The organism is Mycobacterium sp., from assembly GCF_035640695.1.
Lineage (GTDB): Bacteria > Actinomycetota > Actinomycetes > Mycobacteriales > Mycobacteriaceae > Mycobacterium.
The window spans coordinates 1-21,965 of sequence record NZ_DASQVQ010000145.1; the positions used below are offsets into that span (position 1 = coordinate 1).

A 21,965-nucleotide genomic window follows, 5' to 3' on the forward strand; every position below is an offset into this window, starting at 1 on the left:
GGCACCGGCTCCCACGGCTGCGACAGTTCGGGATCCAGCGCGCGCAGCGACACTCGCTGCCAGCCGGCGGTGACGCGGTCGCGGCCGTAGCCATACGATCCTTCGAACGGCACGAACCGGCCGTCGCGCCACTTCTCCACGCCGACGAACAGGTTCGCGTCGTCGCAGCCGTGCACATCGAGCCACAGCCGCGCGGCCATCGGGCCGGTCAGCTCAATGTCTTCGCGGACTGCCCAGCTGAAAGCCGCTGCGCGGGAACGGGTTTTGAACATAATGGACGCCGGTGCCGGCGGCGGCTCGGCGGACAGCAGGCCCGGGCCGGCGAGATAAAGCTTTCGCCAATCGGTCCGCGCCAGTGGCCACCGGCTCTCCTCGCGCACCTCGACTACGGTGTCACGGTCCTCGCGGACCTCCAGCCGCACACTACGGGACTTTTCGAGCGTCCCGTCCAGGGCGGCGCGGAAGAACGAAAGCTGTTCGGTGCGGACGGGTTCGGAGTAGAACGTCGACCACTTGCCGTCGCGGTGTGTGTACAGCCGGGCGTGCGTCGAGCCGCCGTGAGTGAACGCGCGCATCGAACCCCGGCTGTGCAGGTTGTTGTCGGAAAAGCTGCCGCACACCAGCATCGGCACCCGGATCGCCGACAGATCGGGCACCAGAGATTGCCAGAACTCGTCGCGCAGTGGGTGGGCGTCCTGCATCCGCAGCACGTCATAGGACTGCCGTGTCGTGCGCCGCAGCCCGAGTGCCCAGATCCGGGTGAACCCGTTTTCCCGAATTCCGCCGGGGAACGCCAGATCCCGGTATGCGTCGGTGAAGCCTTCCCAGGGGCAGATTGCCAGCAGCGCGGGCGGTTGGAGCTGAGCGGTCTGGTATTGGCTGATCGCCAGATAGGAGACACCGAGCATGACGACCCTGCCGTCGCTCCACGGCTGGTCTGCCGCCCACTGCACGACGTCGTAGACGTCTTCGCCCTCCTGTCGCGACATGAGCGTGCCGGTGCCGTCGGAGTGACCGCAGCCGCGAAGGTCTGCGTTGACCACCGCAAATCCCTGCACGACCCACCAGGCCGGGTCGGGTGCCTCCCACCCGGTCAGGGCCGAGAAGGTCACCGCAGCCGGTTGGCGCAACATGCGATAGCGCGCGGAGAACGTCCACCGCTTGGCAGGGCGGGTCGGCAGGTTGTCCTTGCCGTAGGGATGAGCGCTGAGCACGACGGGATGCGTGGCGTCTCCCGGCGGACGATAGACGTTGACCCGCAAAATAGTTTCGTCACGCGTCCGAACCTGCGCGTCATGGTCGGTGACGATGTCGGCACGCGCCGCGGTGACGGTCACCGGTGGCTTCACGAAGCCGCGCAACCTGGCCAGCGCATAGCCGAGCCGACCACCGCGGCGGTGCCACGGCCGGTCCAGCGCCGGCGCCGACAGTCGGGCCACGCCACCAACCTAATGGGCACCTAATGGGCATCACCACACATAAGGCACCAACCGGTAGTGCACACTCTGTGTGTATTCACGATATCCGGTGAGCTGCTGCTCGAGCACTTGCTCTTCGTCGAGGATGCGGACAACCAGCACGACTACGCCGGGTATCACAAACAGCAAACCCCAATACGAGCCCAGCGCAACGGGAATGCCGACCATCAGGACGAGGTTTCCGACGTACATCGGGTGGCGCACGAACCCATACAGGCCCTTGGACACGAGCCGTTGGCCCTTCTCCACCGCGACGTTGGCCGCGGCGTAACCGTTCTGGATCACCACGAACATGGCGATACCGAGTCCGATCGCGACCAGGACATCGCCGAACAACGACACGGCCACCGGCACTCGCGACCAGCCGAAGCGATGGTCGAGCGCGCTGAGCACGATCATCGCCGCCATCGACAAGAACGCGACGGCGATGACGATCTTCTGCAGCGTCCTGGTCTCCGCCGCGGGCCCCGCCCGCATCCGACGCTGCAGTGCTGCCGGGTTGGTGCGAAGCAAATAGATGCTAGGAATCCAGGTCGAGACGGCAAAGACGGCGATGAAAAGCCATGCCTGCCAATAGTTGAAGGTCGCTGCTGGCAAGAAGAGCAGCACGCCGAAGAAGACGAGACCGGCAACCGCGGTTCCAACCATCTTCAAACCCAACTTCATCGCTCCTCCTTCACAGGCGCTGCGCCTTACCAGACGTAGGGGACCAATCGGTAGTGCACTTTCTGCGCGTATTCCCGGTATCCGGCCAACTCCTGCTTGAGCATCTTCTCCTCGTCGAGAATGCGGGCGGCGATTCCGACCACCCCGGGGATGACGAAGACGAGCCCATACCAGGAGTCGAGCGCAAGCGGGATGCCGGCCATCATGATCAGCGTCCCCGCGTACATCGGGTGCCGCACGAGGCCGTAGAGACCGGTGCAGACCACCCGCTGGCTGTCCTCGACGGTGATGTTGGCGGCCGCGTAGCTGTTCTGGAAGACAACCAGCATCGCGATGCCGAGTCCGATCGCCACCAGCGCATCGCCGATCAGGCTCACCACGGCGGGCACCGGCGACCAGCCGAAGCGATGATCGAGGGCGCAGAACACGAACACGGCCGGCAGCAAAACAAACGCGCCGCTAATGACGATCTTCTGCACGGTTCTGGTCTCGTTTGTCGGACCGCCATGCCTACGCCGCTCGAGGGCCGCGGGATCCTTCCGAGCCAAGTGGAGGCTCGGAAGGAGCGTCGAGATTGTGAAAACCGCGATGAGAACCCATGCCTGCCAATAGTTGAACGTTCCAGCCGGCAAGAAAAACAGCACCGCGAACACCACAAGCCCGAAAGCGGCTTGGAAAACCACCGATAGACTCGTTTTCATATCGACCCGGCTATATCGCGTCACGGTTGCGGTAGATCAAACCCGCGACGGCCGTCAGCGCGACCGCGACGACGACCATCACCACCATCGCCGTCACCGGCACGTTCGACGGCACGGTCGTCCGTCCCACCGGCGACAGGTCGATCAGCCAACGCGGCAGCCGGAGCAGTGCGCCAAGGTAGAGCGCCAGCACGACAAACGTCACTGCCAGCCAGCCGATCAACGGCCGGCGCAAAGCGACTGCGAGAGCGGCGATCCCGGCGATCACCGCCATCGCCGGCAGATGGGCGATGCCCGCGGCGGTGAGACGGGGCACGAGATCGGCTTCGCCCATCGTCACCGCGGCCCCCAGCCCGTTGCCCAGCCCGGCAAGAAACATCAGCACCGCCGACCCGACGAGCGTGGCGCCGACGTTGGACAGCAGCCAACGCCATCGGGACACCGAGCCGGCGAGAACCTCCTCGGCGATTCCGGACTCCTCGTCATGGGTCAGCCGCACGATGGTCGCCACGACGAATCCCGTTGCGGCCGCGGCCAGGAACTGCGTCAACGTGGTGTAGATGCCGTTATATCCCTGAGTGGCCAGCACGCGGGCGATGAGCTCGTTGGTCTGGGCCGCGTCCTGTAGCGACTTGGTCATGGAGCCGAAGGCCAGGCCGGCCAGGAAGAGGCCGACACCCCATCCGATGACCTGGCCACGCTGCAGCACCAGGTTCAGCGCGAACACACCGCGGACTGGTGGCGCGTTGACGCGATCACCCCTGGACGGCAAAATGCCGTCGTCATATTCGCGCCGGGTGTCAAGCACCATGGACACGGCCAGCAGGCTGACGGTCAGTGCCACCAATAACGCGAACGGCCACCAGCGCACGTCGACGAACGACCGCATCTGTTGTGCCCACGCAATCGGTGAAAACCAACTCAGCGCGCTGCCGGAGTGGTTGAGGATGTCGCCGACCCCGCGCACCACGACGGCTGCCGCCAATACGCCCATCGCCGCCCCGGTCGCTGTGCGGGCCTGCCGCCACAACTGCACGGTCACGCCCGCCACGGCGCCAAACACCATCGCCGCGCCGGTGATCCCCAGACACATTGCCGCGCAATCAATCAGGTCAAAACCGGTGGCAGCCAACGCCAGGGTCATGGTGACCGCCAAGATCGCATTGACGGCGCCAACCAACACCAGCGCGGCGAACGTGACGGCGTAGCGGCCCACGACCGATGACATCACCAATTCGGCTGCGCCGCTTTCCTCTTCGGCGCGGGTATGCCGTACCACGGTGAGAATCGACAGGATCGAGGCCGCGACGATCAGCGTCAGCATCAACTCGTTGGCGATCATCACGCCGAGGTCGGTCTCGTTGCCGCCGAAGAACGGACCGCCCAACATGATGCCGGCCGGTGTCTTGAGCAGATTTACCCGGGCAAGCCGCTGCGGTTCGTCGGGATAGGCCAGCTTTATCGCATTGGGTGCGTACACCATCATCAGAGTGAGCACCAAGATCCACGCCGTGAGCCGGATCCGGTCGCGTCGCACCGCAAGGGCGAGCAGTGTGCCCACTCCGGTCAGTGTTGACGACCGCGACGACGCGGCGACATGGCGCGCAACGGTGGTGCCAGTCATCGGGTCGCCCCCTGGTACTCACGCAGGAACAAGTCTTCCAACGACGCCGGGGACACCGCCAACTCGTCGATGCCGAGGTCGGTCAGCTGGTCCATCGCGCGGTTCAGGTCGCCTCGATCGACCGAGAATGTGATCATCCCGTCCTGGGTGGTGAAATCGTGCACGAACGGCGCCGAGCGCAGGCCGTCGACGCCCGAGCGGGTGCGCACCTTGACCGTCGTGCGCATCAAATGCCGAAGGTCTTCGAGCGCGCCGGACTTCACGGCGCGACCGGACCGGATGATCGTCACGGTGTCGCACAGCTGCTCGACCTCGGCCAGGATGTGGCTGGACAGCAGCACTGCTCCGCCACGCTGCGCGACCTCACGTACACACTGCTGAAAGGCCTTCTCCATCAACGGGTCCAGGCCAGAAGTCGGCTCGTCGAGGATGTAGAGTTCCACGTCGCTGCTGAACGCCGCGACGATGGCGACCTTCTGCCGGTTGCCCTTGGAGTACGTGCGGGCCTTCTTGTGCGGGTCGAGCTCGAAGCGCTCGATCAACTCCTCGCGGCGCTTGCGGTTGTTGCCACCGCGCAGCCGCGCCAGGAAGTCGATCGCTTGGCCGCCGGTCAAATTCGGCCACAGCGCGACATCGCCGGGCACGTAGGCAATCCGGCGATGCAGCGCGACTGCGTCACGCCACGGGTCGGCGCCGAGTAGCCGGACAGTGCCGCCCTCGGCCTTCAACAGACCCAGCAGCACCCGGATGGTCGTCGACTTGCCCGCCCCGTTCGGTCCGAGGAAACCGGCGATGCTGCTGTGCCGGACCGTTAGATCCAGCCCGTCGAGCGCCTTGGTGCGCCCGAAACTCTTTTGCAGATCGTGGATTTCGACGGCGGGTGTGGAATCAACCCGCCGCTGAGGCGTCGTCGTCATGCGTTTCTCCTTGCTTGTCCGTGGCCTGTCCTTTTTGTTGGGCGACGAACGCGTCATACATCGTGCTGTCGCTCATCAGCCCGTTGGTGAAGACCTCGAGTGCCGGTAGCACCATCTCCTCGCCGTAGTCGTGCAGCACCGCGGCCATATCGGTCGGGTTGTCGTGCATCTGCAGGTAGAGCAGGAATCCGCCACCGCTGGCCAGGCCCAAATACTTCGCTCGAGCCTTCGGATCCCGGCTGGGCTTGAGCGTGCCGGCGCGGACGCCTTCCTCGAGGTATTCCTCGGCGTTCTCGAGCATCCGCCGCCAGAACGTCTTGGCCAGCTCGTTGCCCGACTGCATGCTGCGCACCAGGTACCGCATCATTGGTGCATACGACTCGATCTCGGCCATCTGCGCGAACCAGTTGGCCGGGTCGGCAGATCGCAGCGATTCGGACTTCGCACTTCGGATCTCTTCGGTGACGTAGTCGTCGCAGGCCTTCCGCAGCCCCTCCTTAGAGCCGAAGTGGTGGATCACCAGCGGTGCGCTCACTCCCGCGGCTTCGGCGATGGCCCGCAGCCCGACGCCGAAGCCATGCTCACCGAACTGCTCGAGCGCCGCGGCGCGGATCCGAGCAGTCGCCGTCATGTCGGCTGAACGCACGTTCAAGATGTTAAACAGTCGTTCAGCCGGCGGTCAAGGACCGGCCGTATCAAGATTTCGTCAAGGCGGTCGGTTTCGGTGCGCGCGGGAAGTTTGGTACGGGTTCAGAGCCGGGCGGCGGCGAGAATGCCGTCGCCGAGCGGGATCAGCACCGGTGTCAGCCGTTCGTCCTCGGCGATCAGCCGGGCGGCCTCGCGCACCGCCGCGACTTCGGCGTCGTTCGCGCCGGGGTCGCCCGCGCGGCCGCCGAGCGCCGCCCGGTGCACGACGATCGCCCCGCCGGCGCGCAGTAACCGGACGCCCTCGACAACGAACTGGGGCTGGTCGATCGGGTCGGCGTCGACGAACACAAGGTCGTATGACTCGTCAGCGAGCCGGGTCAGCACGTCCTGGGCGCGTCCGCCGATCAGGCGGGTTCGTGACGGCGTGATGCCGGCCTCGCCGAATGCCTGCTTGGCCAGACGCTGATGCTCGGGCTCGACGTCGATCGTCGTCAATACCCCGTCCTCGCGCATGCCGGACAGCAGCCACAGTCCACTCACCCCGGCGCCGGTGCCCACCTCGGCGACGGCCTTGCCTCTGGTCAGCCGGGCCATCAGGCCGATCAGGGCGCCGACCGCCGGACTGACAGCGCCGGCGCCGGCGTCGACGGCCCGCTCGCGGGCGGCCGACACGATCTGGTCCTCGGAAATCGAGTCCTCGGCGTGGGTCACCATCGCCTCGGCCCGAGTCCGTGATGCCTGCTGCGGTTGGGCCATTCCCGCAGCGTACGGCCAAAGACAAACCGCTTGGCGCAGGCGCGCCCGAACCGGCTACCATGGGCCGCTTTCGCATTCTCAGGGAAAGCTCAGTTTGCTCATATGGCTGCCACACAGCGATCCGGAACGGTAAGCGCATGGAACACGGCGCGGCTCCGCGATTTGACCTCGCTCAAGTGGGGAACACCCATTACCGCGTGAGTGTTGAACAAACTGATTTGTGCGAACTCAACGACCGGGAGGATCCCACGTCCGCCACTCCGATTACGGCGCCCGCCAGCATGTCGCGCCTTGAGCACCACTCCGACTCCGAATGGGCGGAGCAGATCGACGAGCCGCAGGGCACCGCGGTGTTCGACGCGACCGGAGACAAGGAAGCGATGCCGTCGTGGGACGAGCTGGTCCGCCAGCACGCCGACCGGGTGTACCGGCTGGCATACCGGCTTTCGGGCAATCAGCACGACGCGGAAGACCTGACCCAGGAGACGTTTATCCGGGTGTTCCGCTCGGTGCAGAACTATCAGCCCGGCACATTCGAGGGCTGGCTGCACCGCATCACCACGAACCTGTTCCTCGACATGGTCCGCCGCCGCAGCCGCATCCGGATGGAAGCACTGCCCGAGGATTACGACCGCGTGCCGGCCGAGGAGCCAGATCCCGAGCAGATCTATCACGACTCACGGCTTGGCCCGGACCTGCAGGCGGCGCTCGACTCGCTGCCGCCGGAGTTCCGCGCCGCGGTGGTGTTGTGCGATATCGAAGGTTTGTCCTACGAGGAGATCGGCGCGACGCTCGGCGTGAAGCTGGGTACCGTACGCAGCCGCATCCACCGAGGTCGGCAGGCGCTGCGTGAGTATTTGGCCGCCCATGGCGATCCGGCGGGCGTGATCGCCGAGTCGGCCTGAGCCGGCCGCGCAGCGCTTCGGGCGTTGTCCCGGATGTCCGAGCGGGCGCGGCGCGCTACATTCGAGCTAGCGCCTGATCACGGAAAAGACGGAAGAAGACGGAAGAAGAAGGGAGCCTGGGGTCATGGCCGATCGCGGTCACGTATTCCGCCGTGCGTTCTCGTGGCTCCCGTCTCAGTTCGCTTCGCAGAGCGACACACCCGTCGGACCGCGTCAATTCGGCTCCACCGAGCACCTGTCCACCGAGGCGATCGCCGCGTTCGTCGACGGTGAATTGCGCATGACCGCGCACCTGCGTGCCGCTCATCACCTGTCGCTGTGTCCGCAATGCGCCGCCGAGGTCGACGCACAGCAGCAGGCCCGCGCGGCGCTGCGCGACTCGCGCCCGATCAGCATTCCCAGTTCCCTGCTGGGACTGCTGTCGCAGATTCCCACGCATTCCGCCGCAGCCGGCGACGCGGCCGCCGACGCGAGGCTCGCAGACGAGTTCGCCGACGGCGTCGCCCGCGACCGGCGTAAGCGCCGGTAGGGTGAAGAAAATCCCCGCGGCAACGTAGGCCGATGCATAGCCCTGCGGCAGGCCCAACAGCGCCGAGCGCTTGGAAGAGGGTGACGTGAGCTCGAATCAGGACAACTCCAACGGCGGCCCCCGACTCGCACCGCGTCCGATAGCACGTCCGGACGTCGACGTCGCCTCCGAGCGTGCGTTCGGCCGTCCGGAGGGCTTCGAAGGATCGTTCCTCGGTTCGGAGAAGCACCGCGACCAGGGCGAGTACACGCCCCGCAACGCCGCCCCTGATCCGGTGTTGGCCGAGGCGTTCGGCCGCCCGTACCCCGACGTCGAGTCCCTACAGCGGCACCCCGCCGACGCGGGGGCGCTCGACGGTGAACGCGACGGGGCGGAGCAACCCGACGACCCGTGGCGCGATCCGGGCGCCGCTCCCACGCTGGGCGGCCCGGCCCTGGCCGAGCCGCCGCGCCGGCCCGCCAACCTGGAATCGGCAAAGCTCGGCGTGCGCGACGTGCTCTTCGGCGGCAGGGTTTCCTATGTCGCACTGGCCGTGCTGGCGATCATCGCGCTGCTGATCGGTTTCGCCGGCGGCTGGGTGGGCCGCAAGACCGCCGAGGTCGTCGAGGCATTCACCACATCCAAGGTGACGCTGTCGACGAACGGGGCCACCGAGCCGCCGACGTCGCGGTTCGGCAAGGTCGCCTCCGCGGCGGCCGATTCCGTGGTGACCGTCGAGGCGATGAGCGACCAGGAAGGCTCGCAGGGGTCGGGCGTCGTTGTCGACGGGCGTGGTTACCTTGTGACAAACAACCACGTGATCTCCGAGGCCGCGCAGAATCCCAGCAAATACAAGATGACCGTCGTTTTCAACGACGGCAAGGAGGTTCCGGCCAACCTCGTCGGACGTGACCCGAAGACCGACCTGGCCGTGCTGAAGGTCGACAACGTCGACAACCTGACCGTCGCCCAGCTCGGCGACTCCGACAAGGTGCACGTCGGCGACGAGGTGATCGCGGCGGGAGCGCCGCTGGGTCTGCGCAGCACGGTCACCCACGGCATCATCAGCGCGCTGCATCGCCCGGTGCCGCTGTCCGGCGACGGCTCGGACACCGACACCGTCATCGACGGCGTGCAGACCGACGCGTCGATCAACCACGGCAATTCCGGCGGCCCGCTCATCGACATGAACTCCCAGGTGATCGGCGTGAACACGGCAGGCAAGTCGCTGTCCGACAGCGCCAGCGGCCTTGGCTTCGCGATCCCGGTCAACGAGGTGAAGAGCGTTGTCGACGCGCTGATCCGGGACGGCAAGGTGTCGCACCCGACGCTTGGCGTGACGGCGCGGTCGGTCAGCAACTCGATGGCGTCGGGCGCGCAGGTGGCCAACGTCAAGGCCGGCGGGCCGGCGGAGAAGGGCGGCATCCTGGAGAACGACGTGGTCGTCAAGGTGGGTAACCGTAAGGTTGCCGACGCCGACGAGTTCGTGGTTGCGGTGCGTCAGCTCACCATCGGCAAGGACGCGCCCGTCGAGGTGGTGCGCGAGGGCCGGCACGTCACCCTTACCGTCAACCCGATTCCGGACGGCTAATGTTCGCCAACATCGGCTGGGGCGAGATGCTGGTGCTGGTCGTCGTCGGCCTGGTCATTTTCGGCCCCGAGCGGCTGCCCGGCGCGATCCGCTGGACCGCCAACACGCTGCGTCAAGCGCGCGACTACGTCGGCAACGCGACCTCGAATCTGCGCGAGGAACTCGGGCCGGAATTCGACGGCCTGCGCGAGCCGCTGTCCGAATTGCAGAGACTGCGCGGTATGACGCCCCGGGCGGCGCTGACCAAGCACCTGCTCGACGGCGACGATTCGGTGTTCCGGGCGTTCGACAAGCCGGTCGACGCGCCGCCGGGCACTTCGCCGGCACCGCCGCTGGCACCCGAGACGATCGCGTCGTCGCTGCCAGCGACGACGCTTAACACCCCGCAGAACCCCGAATCAAACTCGGGGACAACACCGTTCGACCCGGACGCGACTTAACGGCCGGCCGGGTCCAGACCCAGCGACATTCCCGCCAGCCCGCGGCGGCGGTGCGCCAGCGCATCGGCGACCCGGCGTAGCTCCTTGCCTGCGGCCGAGTCCGGCGACGACAGCACCAGCGGCATCCCGCTGTCACCGGCCGAAACCAACGCCGGATCCAGCGGCACCTGACCCAACAGCGGCACGTCGGCGCCGACCGCTCGGCTCAGCCGCTCGGCGACCTGCTGGCCGCCGCCCTCGCCGAACACCTGCATCGTCGACCCGTCCGGCAACAACAACCCGGACATGTTCTCCACCACGCCGACGATGCGCTGACGTGTCTGCAGCGCGATCGCGCCGGCCCGCTCGGCCACCTCGGCCGCGGCCACCTGCGGCGTCGTCACCACCAGGATCTCGGCGTTGGGTATCAGCTGCGCCACCGAGATCGCGACGTCGCCGGTGCCCGGCGGCAGATCCAGCAGCAGCACGTCCAGGTCACCCCAGTACACGTCGGCGAGGAACTGTTGCAAGGCCCGATGCAGCATCGGTCCGCGCCACACCACCGGCGTGTTGCCTTTGGTGAACATCGCGATCGAAATCACCCGAACGTCGTGGGCAATCGGCGGCAGGATCATTGACTCGACCTGCGTCGGCCGGTCGGTGGTGCCCATCATCCGCGGCACCGAATGGCCGTAGATGTCGGCGTCGAGCACCCCGACCGACAACCCGCGGGCGGCCATCGCGGCGGCCAGATTGACAGTGACACTTGACTTGCCGACGCCGCCCTTGCCCGACGCCACCGCGTACACCCGGGTCAACGAGCCGGGCTGAGCGAACGGGATGACGGGCTCGCGGGCGTCACCGCGCAGCATCTTGCGCAGCTCGGTGCGCTGTTCGTCGCTCATCACGTCGAGGCTGACATTGACCCTGCCGGTTCCGGGGACGTCGGCGACGGCGCGAGTGACGCGATCGGCGATCTCGGTCTTCTTCGGGCACGCGGAGGTGGTCAGGTAGATCTCGATGTGCACGCCGTGATCGGGCTCGATCGCGACGTCCTTGACCATGCCGAGTTCGGTGATCGGACGGCGCAGCTCGGGGTCGATCACCTTGGCCAGCGCGGCGCGAACCGCACCTTCAAGTTCTTGTTCAGACATCGGTTTCGAGTCTAAAGGTCGGCGGGGGCCGACTTAATTCGCCGGACCGGGCAGCGGCCCGTGCATGGCCGGCAGCTGGGGCACCGGTGACTGCGAGGTCGGTGGCTGCGGCGCGGGCAGGGGAGAGCCTGGCATCGGTGCGGCGACGCCGGGGGCGGCGTCCGGTGGACCGGCGGAAGCCGTGTTGGGCACGCCGGCCATGCCAGGCACCGCAGCGCCGGATGCGCCGGGCACGGCAGCACCGGGCGCCGCGAACGGTGCGCCGGCGGGCGCCAACGTCTCCGGTGCTGTGGAGACCGGCAGCAGTCCACCGGGCGGCAGCGGGCCGGGTAGCGCTGTGCCTGGCGGCGCGGCGCCGGGTAGCGCTGTGCCCGGCGGCAGCGGGCCAGGTAGCGCTGTGCCCAGCGGCAGCGGGCCGGGTAGCGCTGTGCCCGGCGGCGCGGTGCCTGGTAGCGCTGTGCCCGGCGGGGCGGTGCCTGGCGGCTGCAGCCACGGCGGCAACAGCGGCGGTGCGGACTCGTGGCCAAGGCAGACCAAGACGCACGACGGCGACTCCGCCGGCATCGCTGCGGCCATCGCCGACGGATCCTGCATCGGCTGCGTGGTTGGAAGGTGGCCGAACGCATCTGTCACGCCGAAGCTGACCGGATACAGCGCCAGCGGGTCGGTGGGCGGCAGCCCGGTCGCGTTGATCGGCAGGCCTGGGCCAAGGCCTTCGGGTGCCTCCTCGAGGTGCGCGTCACCGATCGGCGGTATCGGGCCGGTCAGCGGCGGCAGATCCACCGGGACGACGCCGGTGGCGTACGCGGCCGCCCAGCCCAGCACGTTGCGGGCGTACGGCATCGAGTTGTTGTAGCGCAGCACCGCCGCCAGCGCCTGTTGCTGGTCGCGCAGGTTAAGCCCGCCGCTGCACAGGTAGCGCGCCGCGGCCAGCGACGCGTCGAAGACGTTCTGCACGTCGGCCTTGCCGTCGCCGTCGCCGTCCGAGGCATACCGTGCCCAGGTTCCCGGCAGGAACTGCATCGGTCCCAGCGCCCTGGCGTAGGTCAGGCGGCCGGGGGCACGGCTCTGCACGATGACCTCGTTGCCGGGGAGTGACCCGTCGAGCACCGGACCGAGGATCGGCCGGACCGCGTTGCCCCGCGCGTCGGTGGCGCCGCCGTTGGCATGCATCGATTCGATGCGACCGATTCCGGCCAGCAGGTTCCAGCCGATGCCGCAACCGGGCGCGGCCCCGGCCATCATCCGCTCGGCATTCCGGTAGGCGTTGAGGACCATCGCCGGAATCTGCAACGCTCCGGGCGAATTGACCACGACCGTCGGCGGCGGCGCCGAGATGTTGGCGGCGGCGATGTGGAAGCTCGTCGGCGGTCGGCTGACGGTGATGATCGCCGGGCCGGCGGCGTCGTCCGACAAGCTGGCGGCCACCGCGGCCATCGGGAGGACGCCGGCCTGCTGGACCCCGGGATGACCCAGCGTTGCCGGCCCGGGTGCTGCACCGACGGCGCCGACCACCATCAGCGCGGCGATGATCGTCAGGCCGAACGCCGGCGTGCCCGATATCCGGGTCAGCCGGTGGCGCACCCTCTCAAGGGCTTTTTTTGCCCTCGAGCTCCCAGGTATCCGCACTCACACCGTCCTGTTGTCGGCCCGACCCTGAAACTGAGCGTGAACCAAGTCACCATACCTAGTCAGCACCGAATGGGATGCACATTCGTCCCGCAGGTAGCTCAGGTCACACGCTTGGCGCGCCGATCCGACAGTTCGGTTGCGGTCGCGGCGTCCTGCTGGCGCTGCTGTGCCGTGTCTGTGGCCGGCCGCGACGCCTCGATCGCCTCCCGTAGCTCGTCAAGCTCGCGGCGCAGGTAGTCGCGGGTGGCGACCTCCCCGACGGCCAGCCGCAGAGCGGCCAATTCCCGTGCCAGGTATTCGGTGTCGGCCTTGGTTTGAGCGGCCCTGCGGCGGTCCTCCTCCAGCGCAACCCGGTCACGGTTCTCCTGCCGGTTCTGCGCGAGCAGGATCAGCGGCGCCGCGTATGCCGCCTGCGTCGAGAACGCGAGGTTGAGCAGAATGAACGGGTAGGGGTCCCACTGCCAGGTGAAGGCGCCGATGTTCAGGCCGATCCACACGATCACGAGGATGGTCTGCCACATCAGGTAGCGGCCGGTGCCCAGGAACCGTGCGACGGACTCGCTGAACCGGCCGACGGTCTCGGCGTCGACGTTCAGCGCGAAGCCGCGGCGGGAGGTGCGTGGGGTGTCCAGCCGTTGGCGCGCCGACGTGTCCGTCATGTCGCTCCTTCGGCGCCGGAGAGTTGGGGTTCGTCGATGCGTTCGCGCCAGTCATCGGGCAACAGGTGGTCGAGCAGGTCGTCGACCGACACCGCTCCATGAAGGTGGTCCTCCTCATCGACGACGGGCCCGCAGACGAGGTTGTAGGCGGCGAAGTAGCGCGTGACGGCGGCCAGCGAGTCGTCCGGGCTCAGGCTGGGCAGGTCGGTGTCGACGATGCCGCTGACCAGCGCCGCCGGCGGCTCACGCAGCAACCGCTGCAGGTGCACGCAGCCCAGATAGTGCCCGGTCGGGGTGGCTGTCGGCGGCCGCACAACGAACACCATCGACGCCAGCGCCGGGGTCAAATCGGGGTCGCGGACCCGGGCCAGCGCCTCCGCGACGGTGGTGTCCGGAGCCAGCGCCACCGGCTCCGACGTCATCAGGCCGCCCGCGGTATCCGGTGAGTGGCTCAGCAGCCGTCGGACGTCTTCGGAATCTTCGGGGTCCATCCGGCGCAGCAGCACCTCGGCATCGCCCGGCGTCATCGAGCCCAGCAGGTCGGCGGCGTCGTCGGGATCCATTGCCTCCAGCACGTCGGCGGCGCGTTCGGTCTCGAACTGGCGCAGCATGTCGGCCTGGTCCTCTTCGGGCAGCTCCTGCAGCACGTCGGCCAGCCGCTCGTCGTCGAGTGCCTTGACCACCTCGTAGCGGCGCTTCGGCGGCAGCTCGCGGATCGCTTCGGCGACCTCTATCGGGCGTTGACCTTCGAATTGCTCCAGCAGCTGCGCAACCCCCTGGCCCGGCATCGCCAGCCCGGAGGGTGTCAGGCCCTGGACGTGTTGCCAGTCGACGATGTAGAGGTTGCCGCGGCGGCCGAGTCGGCGTTGCGGGCGCACCGCGACCTTGGTGACGACCCAGTCCCTGGTGCGGGTCTGCTCGAGGCCCAGATCGACCACCGTGACGTCGATTCCGGCCAGTTGCGGCATCTCGGGATCGTCGACCCGGACCCGGGTCTCGATGACCTGGCCCAGCACCAGCACCTCGCCGGGCCGCTGCTGAAACCGCCGCAGCGACACGTTGGCCGTCGTCAGCGTCACCGCGCTCGGCTCGATCGCTGTCACCCGTAGGATCGGCACGAAAATCCTTCTGCGGGTGAGCAATTCGACGACCAGTCCGAGGACCCGCGGCTGTTGACGGACGATGCTGATGCTGATCACAACGTCGCGGACGCGGCCGATCGATTCGCCGTCGGGCCCGAGCACGACCATGCCGGCGAGTCGCGCCGCGTAGACCCTGTTGACCGCAACCATGACACAAAGGGTAGGAGTGTTTGCATGGAGAACGCCTATCGGGCTCGTCGAACATGCCTTTCGGTGCCTGGCAGCAGCGAGAGGATGATCGCGAAGGCCAAGGGTCTGCCCGCCGACGAGGTATTTCTCGACCTCGAGGACGCGGTGGCGCCCGAGGCCAAGGACCAAGCGCGCACCCGAGTGGCTGCGGCGCTGTGCGAGCCCGGCTGGTCGGGGCAGCTGCGCGGCGTGCGGGTCAACGACTGGACCACGCCGTGGACCTACCGGGACGTCGTGGAGGTCGTTTCGGCTGTTGCTTCGGCCAAGGGCGCGGACCTCGACACTGTGGTGCTGCCCAAGGTCACTGACGTTTCGCATGTGCACGCGCTGAATCTGCTGCTCGCGCAGTTGGAGGCCGAGAACGGATGGCCGACGGGCCGCATCGGCATCGAGCCACAGATCGAAAACGCCCAGGGGCTGACCAATGTCGACGCGATCGCCGCCGCCCCGCGGGTGCAGGCGCTCGTGCTGGGTCCCGCCGACCTGGCGGCCAGCCTGAACATGCGCACGCTCGAGGTTGGCGAACAACCCGACGGCTACGACATCGGCGACGCATATCACCACGTGCTGATGAAGATCCTGATCGCGGCACGCACCCACGGTGTCGCCGCGATCGACGGCCCATTTCTGAAGGTGCGCGACATCGACGGGTTCCGGCGAGTGGCCGGCCGCTCGGCGGCGCTGGGTTATGACGGCAAATGGGTATTGCATCCCGACCAGATCGAAGCGGGCAACGAGATATTCAGCCCGCGCCAGCAGGATTACGACCGCGCTGAGCTGATCCTCGAGGCGTACGAGTGGCATACCTCCCGCGAGGGCGGCGCGCGCGGTGCCGTGATGCTCGGCGACGAGATGATCGACGAGGCCAGCCGCAAGATGGCGCTGGTGATCGCGGGCAAGGGCCGGGCCGCCGGGATGGTCCGCAAGGCGGACCCGTTTCAGCCGCCGAGCTAGGCGGACGGGTGGGTGGTGGCGAACGCCACGGCGAGGACCAGGTATACCACCCAGAACAGTGTCACCAACGCGCCAATGATGGTGCCGGCCAATGCGATTCCGTAGCCATTCTGGCCGGTGCGCTTGGTTTCGCGCATCCCGATGATGCCGAGTATCAGGCCGGCGATCGACGGCAGGCCGCACAGCAGCAGGCCCGCCAGCGCGCAAACCAGCGAGGCGATCGCCTGTCCATTGGTGCCCGGAGGTCTGGCCGATCGGTATGGGTCGTACGGATCGATCGGGTAGGTGGGGTAGCCGCCCGGATAACTGGGATAGCCGGCGGGATAACCGGGATAGGGACCGACCGGGGTCTGCGGGTAGACCGGCGGTGGGTAGGCCGGTGGCGGCATCGGTGGGTAATTGGCTGGGTAGTCGACGGCGCCGTATGGGTTGGCCGCGGGAGGCGACTGCTCCAACGGCGGATATTCGACGCCGCGGAACGGCTGCTCCGGCGGGTAGGTCATGTCACCTGCTGAACACCGCGATGGTCCAGATCAGGTTGATTATCAACATCGCTGCGCCGACTGCAATGCCCGCGATGGCCAGGCCGCGGCCACCCTCGCGAGTCTGGTTGATCTGGTTCAGCGCCATCACGCCGAGCACTATGCCGACGATGGCGCCGATGCCACACAAGATGCCGATCAGCGACGACACCAGCGACCAGATCGCCAGCTGGTTCGTCTTCTGCTGCTCCCCGTATCCGCTCATGTAGCCGCCCGAGTACCCATAGCCCGAGGGCGGTGGCGGATAGCCGGGCGCGCCGCCATATTGCGGCGGCGGGTAGGCGTCGGATGAGTAGGACGGCGGCGGGTAACCCGGCTGCGACGAGCCGGTCGGTGGCGGATAGCCCGTCTGCGGTGTGTACCCGGGTGGTGGATAACCGGGTGGCGGATATCCCGACGCCGGCGGTGGTTGCGGCGGTTGGTAGGTCGGCTGGCCGTGAGTCTGCTCGATCGGCGGCGCCTCGTGGGCGCCTTCGGACGGTGTCGCGTTCTCCCCGCCTTGCGGCTTTTCGCTGGATTCGTCCGGAGTTGTCATGCAGATCAACCTAGCGTATGTGCTGGTGATGCGGTGGAAGCTGCATTCCGCGGCCGCTACCAGCGACGTTGGCGGGGCACGAATACCCGGCCCGGGTCGTTGAATATGACGGCGAGTTACTCGCTAACTCGCACGTGAGGAGAGTGAAGATCGATGACTAATCCTTTCCCCGGACAGAACCCCGGTCCTGCCCCCGGCCCGGCGCAGAGCTCGCGGAGGGCGGCGCTGCCCACTCCGCCGAAGGGTTGGCCGATCGGGTCGTATCCGACGTATGCCGAGGCGCAGCGCGCGGTGGACTATCTGTCCGACCAACAGTTCCCGGTGGAGAAGGTGACGATCGTCGGCGTCGATCTGATGCAGGTGGAGCGGGTCACCGGCCGGCTGTCATGGCCCAAGGTGCTCGGCGGGGGCATCCTGACCGGCGCGTGGTTGGGTATCTTCATCGGCCTGGTGCTGGGCTTCTTTGCCCCCAACCCGTGGGGCGCGCTGCTGACCGGGTTGATTGCCGGCGTGTTCTTCGGCTTGATCACATCGGCGGTTCCGTACGCGATGGCTCGCGGCACAAGGGATTTCAGCTCAACCATGCAACTGGTTGCCGGCCGCTACGACGTGTTGTGCGACCCGCAAGACGCCGAGCGAGCCCGGGATATGCTGGCGCGCTTGACGTTATAGCGCCGCTAACCGGGAATTTGATTTCGGCGGCGCGTCGTTTTCTCGCATCCGCTGGCGGCAACGCGCAGGTCACGATATTGGGACGCGCGGCAGAAATTGTTGCATGTCGCGCGTGTCTGGCTCTACGGTTTGCGCGCGGGAAGAACACGATCGTGCATAACAGCACGCGTCGACGGACGGGAGGCGATCGTGCTGCAGTCGTCGAGGCGCAAACTCGCGAGGGCGTCCGCGGTTGGCCTCGCGACGCTAACCACCGCATCCATGGTGTCGGCGTGTGGGTCCAGCGGCGGCGGCGTTGTGGTCAGCTACTACACGCCGGCCAACGAGACCGCCACGTTCACCGCAGTGGCAAAGCGCTGCAACACGCAGTTCGGTGGGCGCTTCACCATTCGGCAGATCAGCCTGCCCAAGGGCGCTGACGACCAACGGCTGCAACTGGCCCGTCGTCTGACCGGCAACGATCACTCCCTGGACCTGATGGCGCTCGATGTGATGTGGACGGCCGAATTCGGCGAGGCGGGCTGGGCAGTGCCGCTTTCCGACGATCCGTCCGGATTGGCGGAGTCCGACGCCACCACCGACACGCTGCCCGGGCCATTGGAGACGGCGAGGTGGAACGGCAAGCTGTACGCGGCGCCGATCACGACGAACACTCAATTGCTTTGGTACCGCACTGATTTGCTGCCCGAGCCGCCATCGGATTGGAACGGCATGGTGTCCATGGCAACGCGACTGCACGCGGCCGGCAAGCCGAGCTGGATCGCAGTGCAGGGCAGGCAGTATGAGGGCCTGGTGGTGTGGTTCAACACGCTGTTGGCGAGCGCGGGGGGCCGGGTGCTCTCCGATGACGGCAAGACCGTCACGCTGACCGACACGCCCGAGCATCGCGCCGCGACAGTCAAGGCCTTGCAGATCATCAAGGACGTCGCGACCGCACCCGGCCACGACCCGTCTATCACCGAGACCAACGAGGCCACCGCCCGGCTGGCGCTTGAGCAAGGCAAGGCCGCACTCGAGGTGAACTGGCCGTTCGTGCTGCCGTCGATGCTGGAGAACGCGGTCAAGGGCGGGGTGGCCTTCCTGCCGCTGAACCGCGATGCCGGCCTGGCCGGCACGATCAACGAGGTTGGCACCTTCGCACCAAGCGACGAGCAGTTCGCCGCCGCGTATGAGGCCAGCAAGAAGGTGTTCGGCTTCGCGCCGTACCCGAGCGTGCAGCCCGGCCGACCGGCCAGGGTGACGCTCGGCGGTCTCAACCTGGCGGTGGCCAAGACCACCCGGCACCTCGCCGAGGCCTTCGAGGCGATCCGGTGTCTGCGCAGCCGCGACAACGAGAGGTACATCTCCACCGAGGGCGGCCTACCGGCGGTGCGCACTTCGCTTTACGACGACCCCGCGTTCCAGCTCAAGTACCCGGCCTACGACATCATTCGGCGCCAGCTCACTGACGCGGCCGTGCGGCCGCTGACGCCGGTCTACCAGACGCTGTCGATGCGGATCTCGACAACGCTCGCCCCGATCACCGAGATCGACCCCGAGAAGACGGCAGACGTGCTGGCAGCTCAGGTGCACAAGGCCATCGACGGCAAGGGACTGATCCCTTGACCGCGACCGCAGCCGAACCCGACCAGAACGCGACGGCCACGCCGGCGGCGACGAAAAGACGTCCGGCCGCTGATCGTCGGTCGGAACGGCGGCTGGCGTACCTGTTGATCGCGCCTGCGGTGATCCTGATGCTGGCGGTAACCGCGTATCCGATCGGCTATGCGGTGTATCTGAGCCTGCAGAACGCGAACCTGGCCACCCCGGGCGACATGACGTTCGTCGGGCTGGCCAACTACCAGACTGTCCTGACCGACAAGTATTGGTGGACGGCATTTGTCGTGACGCTGTCGATCACGGTGATCTCGGTGTCGATCGAGCTGGTGCTCGGCATGGCGCTGGCGCTGGTGATGCACCGGACGATCTTCGGCAAGGGTGTGGTGCGCACCGCGATTCTGATTCCGTACGGCATCGTCACGGTGGCGGCATCATATAGCTGGTACTACGCCTGGACGCCCGGCACCGGCTACCTGGCGAACCTGTTGCCATCCGGCAGCGCGCCACTGACAGAACAGATTCCGTCGCTCGGCATCGTGATCCTCGCGGAGGTGTGGAAGACCACGCCGTTCATGGCGCTGCTGCTGCTGGCCGGTTTGGCGCTGGTGCCAGAGGACCTGATGCGGGCAGCCCAAGTCGATGGCGCCGGTGCATGGCAGCGGATGTTCAAGGTGACGCTGCCGCTGATCAAGCCCGCTATTCTGGTGGCGCTGTTGTTCCGCACGCTCGACGCGTTTCGCGTCTTCGACAACATCTACGTGCTGACCGCCGGCTCGAACAACACCGGCTCGGTGTCAATCCTCGGCTACGACAACCTGTTCAAGGGTTTCAGCCTGGGCCTCGGCTCGGCGATCAGCGTGCTGATTTTCCTGTGCGTCGCGGTGATCGCGTTCATTTTCATCAAGGTGTTCGGCACAGCAGCGCCCGGCGCGGGCGGGAGCCGCTGAGATGGCCGAGCGGATATCGGCACGACGTGCGAGCGGGTGGGTGGTCGCCGACATCCTGGTGCTGATCTATGCACTGTTCCCGGTGCTGTGGATCCTGAGCCTGTCGCTGAAGCCGACGTCATCGGTGAAGGACGGCAAGCTGTTTCCCGCACAGGTGACGTTCGACAACTACCGCGGCATCTTTCGCGGTGATCTGTTCGGCCCGGCGCTGCGCAACTCGGTCGGCATAGCGTTGATCGCGACCGCGATCGCCGTCGTAGTGGGCGGCATGGCTGCGTATGCCGTTGCACGCCTGGACTTTCCCGGTAAGCAGCTGCTGATCGGCGCCGCGCTGCTGATCGCGATGTTTCCCCAAATTTCGCTTGTCACACCGATTTTCAACATCGAACGGTCGCTTGGCCTATTCGATACATGGCTCGGGCTGATCATTCCGTACATCACGTTTTCGCTGCCGCTGGCGATCTACACGTTGTCGGCGTTTTTCCGAGAGATCCCGTGGGACTTGGAGAGGGCGGCCAAGATGGACGGTGCGACGCCGGCGCAGGCCTTCCGCAGGGTGATCGCGCCGCTCGCCGCGCCGGGCATAGTCACCGCCGCGATCCTGGTGTTCATCTTCGCGTGGAACGACCTGCTGCTGGCGATATCGCTGACCGCGACCACCCGGTCGCTCACCGCGCCGGTCGCGATCGCGAACTTCCCTGGCAGTTCGCAGTTCGAGGAGCCAACGGGGTCGATCGCCGCAGGCGCAATTGTGATCACCCTACCGATCATCATCTTTGTTCTAATCTTCCAACGACGGATCGTCGCCGGCCTGACCTCCGGCGCAGTGAAGGGATAAGTTCGATGGCCGAGATTGTGTTGGACAGGGTGACCAAGAGTTACCCCGACGGCGCGACGGCCGTGAAAGATCTGTCCGTCACGATCGCCGACGGCGAGTTCATCATCCTGGTCGGCCCGTCCGGTTGCGGCAAATCGACAACGCTGAACATGATCGCCGGGCTGGAGGAAATCTCGTCGGGCGAACTGCTCATCGGCGGCGAACGGGTGAACGAGAAGGCGCCCAAGGACCGTGACATTGCGATGGTGTTCCAGTCGTATGCCCTCTATCCGCACATGACGGTGCGCCAGAACATCGCATTTCCTTTGACTTTGGCGAAGATGAAGAAGGCAGAGATCGCTGAGAAGGTCGAAGAGACTGCGAAAACCCTTGACCTGACAGAGCTACTGGACCGCAAGCCCGCGCAGTTGTCCGGGGGGCAGCGCCAGCGGGTCGCGATGGGGCGGGCAATCGTACGCAACCCCAAGGCGTTTCTGATGGATGAGCCGCTGTCGAACCTCGATGCGAAGCTGCGGGTGCAGATGCGCAGCGAGATCGCACGGCTGCAACAGCGTCTCGGCACAACGACGGTCTACGTCACCCACGACCAAACCGAGGCGATGACGCTGGGGGACCGGGTGGTGGTGCTACGCGCGGGCGTCGCCCAACAGATCGACACCCCGCAAGAGCTCTACGACAAACCGGTTAACCTATTCGTCGCCGGATTCATCGGGTCGCCCGCGATGAACTTCTTCCCGGCGACGCTGACCCCGACCGGGGTGAGCCTGGCGTTCGGCGAGGTCACGCTGACTCAGGACGTGCTCGACACCATCGCCCAGCACCCGAAGCCGAACAACGTCATCGTCGGGATTCGCCCCGAGCATCTCGCGGACGCCGCGCTGATCGACGT

At 66.8% G+C, this 21,965-nt stretch carries 22 protein-coding genes and 1 pseudogene; 10 read left to right on the forward strand and 13 right to left on the reverse strand.

Features of this window, described 5'->3' with window-relative positions:
- From VE759_RS17180 to VE759_RS17210, 7 genes are all read right to left on the reverse strand, one after another.
- Positions 1 to 1,439: CocE/NonD family hydrolase (locus tag VE759_RS17180; RefSeq protein ID WP_324934613.1), on the reverse strand; the 1,439-nt coding region annotated here is incomplete at its 3' end.
- A 30-nt stretch (positions 1,440 to 1,469) separates the two neighbouring features.
- Positions 1,470 to 2,144 carry an isoprenylcysteine carboxylmethyltransferase family protein gene (locus VE759_RS17185; protein ID WP_324934615.1) on the reverse strand — a complete coding sequence of 225 codons (675 nt, stop codon included), beginning with the start codon at positions 2,142 to 2,144 and terminating at the stop codon, positions 1,470 to 1,472.
- Between the two features lie 26 nt (positions 2,145 to 2,170).
- Entirely contained in the window at positions 2,171 to 2,845 is a 675-nt protein-coding gene (locus VE759_RS17190) for an isoprenylcysteine carboxylmethyltransferase family protein (protein WP_324934618.1), read from the reverse strand.
- Between the two features lie 10 nt (positions 2,846 to 2,855).
- Positions 2,856 to 4,469, reverse strand: coding sequence for an ABC transporter (locus tag VE759_RS17195; RefSeq protein WP_324934620.1), 1,614 nt, complete (start codon positions 4,467 to 4,469; stop codon positions 2,856 to 2,858).
- Positions 4,466 to 5,386, reverse strand: coding sequence for an ABC transporter ATP-binding protein (locus tag VE759_RS17200; RefSeq protein WP_324934622.1), 921 nt, complete (start codon positions 5,384 to 5,386; stop codon positions 4,466 to 4,468). Before VE759_RS17200 ends, VE759_RS17195 begins: the two co-directional genes overlap by 4 nt.
- Positions 5,358 to 6,032: a TetR/AcrR family transcriptional regulator gene (locus tag VE759_RS17205; protein WP_324934624.1), complete on the reverse strand. Its 675-nt coding sequence runs from the start codon at positions 6,030 to 6,032 to the stop codon at positions 5,358 to 5,360. The genes VE759_RS17200 and VE759_RS17205 overlap by 29 nt, the downstream gene beginning before the upstream one ends.
- A gap of 104 nt (positions 6,033 to 6,136) precedes the next feature.
- Positions 6,137 to 6,790 carry an O-methyltransferase gene (locus VE759_RS17210; protein ID WP_324934625.1) on the reverse strand — a complete coding sequence of 218 codons (654 nt, stop codon included), beginning with the start codon at positions 6,788 to 6,790 and terminating at the stop codon, positions 6,137 to 6,139.
- Between the two features lie 137 nt (positions 6,791 to 6,927).
- Here VE759_RS17210 and sigE point away from each other — a divergent pair, with 137 nt between their 5' ends.
- From sigE to tatB, 4 genes are all read left to right on the forward strand, one after another.
- A complete protein-coding gene (gene sigE / locus VE759_RS17215) occupies positions 6,928 to 7,695 on the forward strand; it encodes an RNA polymerase sigma factor SigE (RefSeq protein ID WP_324934627.1) in 768 nt (255 codons plus the stop codon).
- 124 nt (positions 7,696 to 7,819) lie between these two features.
- Positions 7,820 to 8,224 (forward strand): anti-sigma E factor RseA, encoded by a 405-nt coding sequence (gene rseA, locus VE759_RS17220; protein WP_324934628.1) that lies wholly within the window; start codon positions 7,820 to 7,822, stop codon positions 8,222 to 8,224.
- An 85-nt stretch (positions 8,225 to 8,309) separates the two neighbouring features.
- Positions 8,310 to 9,794, forward strand: coding sequence for a S1C family serine protease (locus VE759_RS17225; RefSeq protein WP_324934630.1), 1,485 nt, complete (start codon positions 8,310 to 8,312; stop codon positions 9,792 to 9,794).
- A complete protein-coding gene (tatB, locus tag VE759_RS17230) occupies positions 9,794 to 10,234 on the forward strand; it encodes a Sec-independent protein translocase protein TatB (RefSeq protein WP_324934633.1) in 441 nt (146 codons plus the stop codon). Before VE759_RS17225 ends, tatB begins: the two co-directional genes overlap by 1 nt.
- On the opposite strand, the gene VE759_RS17235 is transcribed toward tatB, so the two are convergent.
- The 4 genes and pseudogenes from VE759_RS17235 to VE759_RS17250 form a co-directional block, all read right to left on the reverse strand.
- Positions 10,231 to 11,367 (reverse strand): Mrp/NBP35 family ATP-binding protein, encoded by a 1,137-nt coding sequence (locus tag VE759_RS17235; protein ID WP_324934635.1) that lies wholly within the window; start codon positions 11,365 to 11,367, stop codon positions 10,231 to 10,233. The two genes, tatB and VE759_RS17235, sit on opposite strands and share 4 nt — an antisense overlap.
- A gap of 369 nt (positions 11,368 to 11,736) precedes the next feature.
- Positions 11,737 to 12,996, reverse strand: a pseudogene (locus VE759_RS17240) (lytic transglycosylase domain-containing protein); the annotation flags it as partial.
- A gap of 101 nt (positions 12,997 to 13,097) precedes the next feature.
- Entirely contained in the window at positions 13,098 to 13,658 is a 561-nt protein-coding gene (locus VE759_RS17245) for a DUF1003 domain-containing protein (RefSeq protein ID WP_324934637.1), read from the reverse strand.
- A complete protein-coding gene (locus tag VE759_RS17250; protein ID WP_324934639.1) occupies positions 13,655 to 14,950 on the reverse strand; it encodes a magnesium transporter MgtE N-terminal domain-containing protein in 1,296 nt (431 codons plus the stop codon). The genes VE759_RS17245 and VE759_RS17250 overlap by 4 nt, the downstream gene beginning before the upstream one ends.
- A 24-nt stretch (positions 14,951 to 14,974) precedes the next feature.
- On the opposite strand from VE759_RS17250, the gene VE759_RS17255 reads away from it, so the two are divergent.
- The gene (locus tag VE759_RS17255) at positions 14,975 to 15,943 is read left to right on the forward strand and encodes a CoA ester lyase (protein WP_324934642.1); all 969 of its coding nucleotides are present in this window, start codon (positions 14,975 to 14,977) and stop codon (positions 15,941 to 15,943) included.
- Here the strand turns inward: VE759_RS17255 and VE759_RS17260 are convergent.
- Positions 15,940 to 16,446, reverse strand: coding sequence for a DUF4190 domain-containing protein (locus VE759_RS17260; RefSeq protein ID WP_324934644.1), 507 nt, complete (start codon positions 16,444 to 16,446; stop codon positions 15,940 to 15,942). The genes VE759_RS17255 and VE759_RS17260 overlap by 4 nt on opposite strands.
- Before the next feature lies 1 nt (position 16,447).
- The gene (locus VE759_RS17265) at positions 16,448 to 17,020 is read right to left on the reverse strand and encodes a DUF4190 domain-containing protein (protein ID WP_324934646.1); all 573 of its coding nucleotides are present in this window, start codon (positions 17,018 to 17,020) and stop codon (positions 16,448 to 16,450) included.
- Positions 17,021 to 17,173: 153 nt separating this feature from the next.
- Here VE759_RS17265 and VE759_RS17270 point away from each other — a divergent pair, with 153 nt between their 5' ends.
- From VE759_RS17270 to VE759_RS17290, 5 genes are all read left to right on the forward strand, one after another.
- A complete protein-coding gene (locus tag VE759_RS17270) occupies positions 17,174 to 17,692 on the forward strand; it encodes a general stress protein (RefSeq protein WP_324934648.1) in 519 nt (172 codons plus the stop codon).
- Between the two features lie 261 nt (positions 17,693 to 17,953).
- Entirely contained in the window at positions 17,954 to 19,297 is a 1,344-nt protein-coding gene (locus tag VE759_RS17275; RefSeq protein WP_324934654.1) for an extracellular solute-binding protein, read from the forward strand.
- The gene (locus VE759_RS17280; RefSeq protein ID WP_414687944.1) at positions 19,294 to 20,238 is read left to right on the forward strand and encodes a carbohydrate ABC transporter permease; all 945 of its coding nucleotides are present in this window, start codon (positions 19,294 to 19,296) and stop codon (positions 20,236 to 20,238) included. Before VE759_RS17275 ends, VE759_RS17280 begins: the two co-directional genes overlap by 4 nt.
- Positions 20,239 to 20,251: 13 nt before the next feature.
- Positions 20,252 to 21,076: a carbohydrate ABC transporter permease gene (locus tag VE759_RS17285; RefSeq protein ID WP_324934659.1), complete on the forward strand. Its 825-nt coding sequence runs from the start codon at positions 20,252 to 20,254 to the stop codon at positions 21,074 to 21,076.
- 5 nt (positions 21,077 to 21,081) lie between these two features.
- Positions 21,082 to 21,965, forward strand: an 884-nt coding sequence (locus tag VE759_RS17290) for a sn-glycerol-3-phosphate ABC transporter ATP-binding protein UgpC (protein ID WP_324934651.1), incomplete at its 3' end; no start/stop codon positions are given.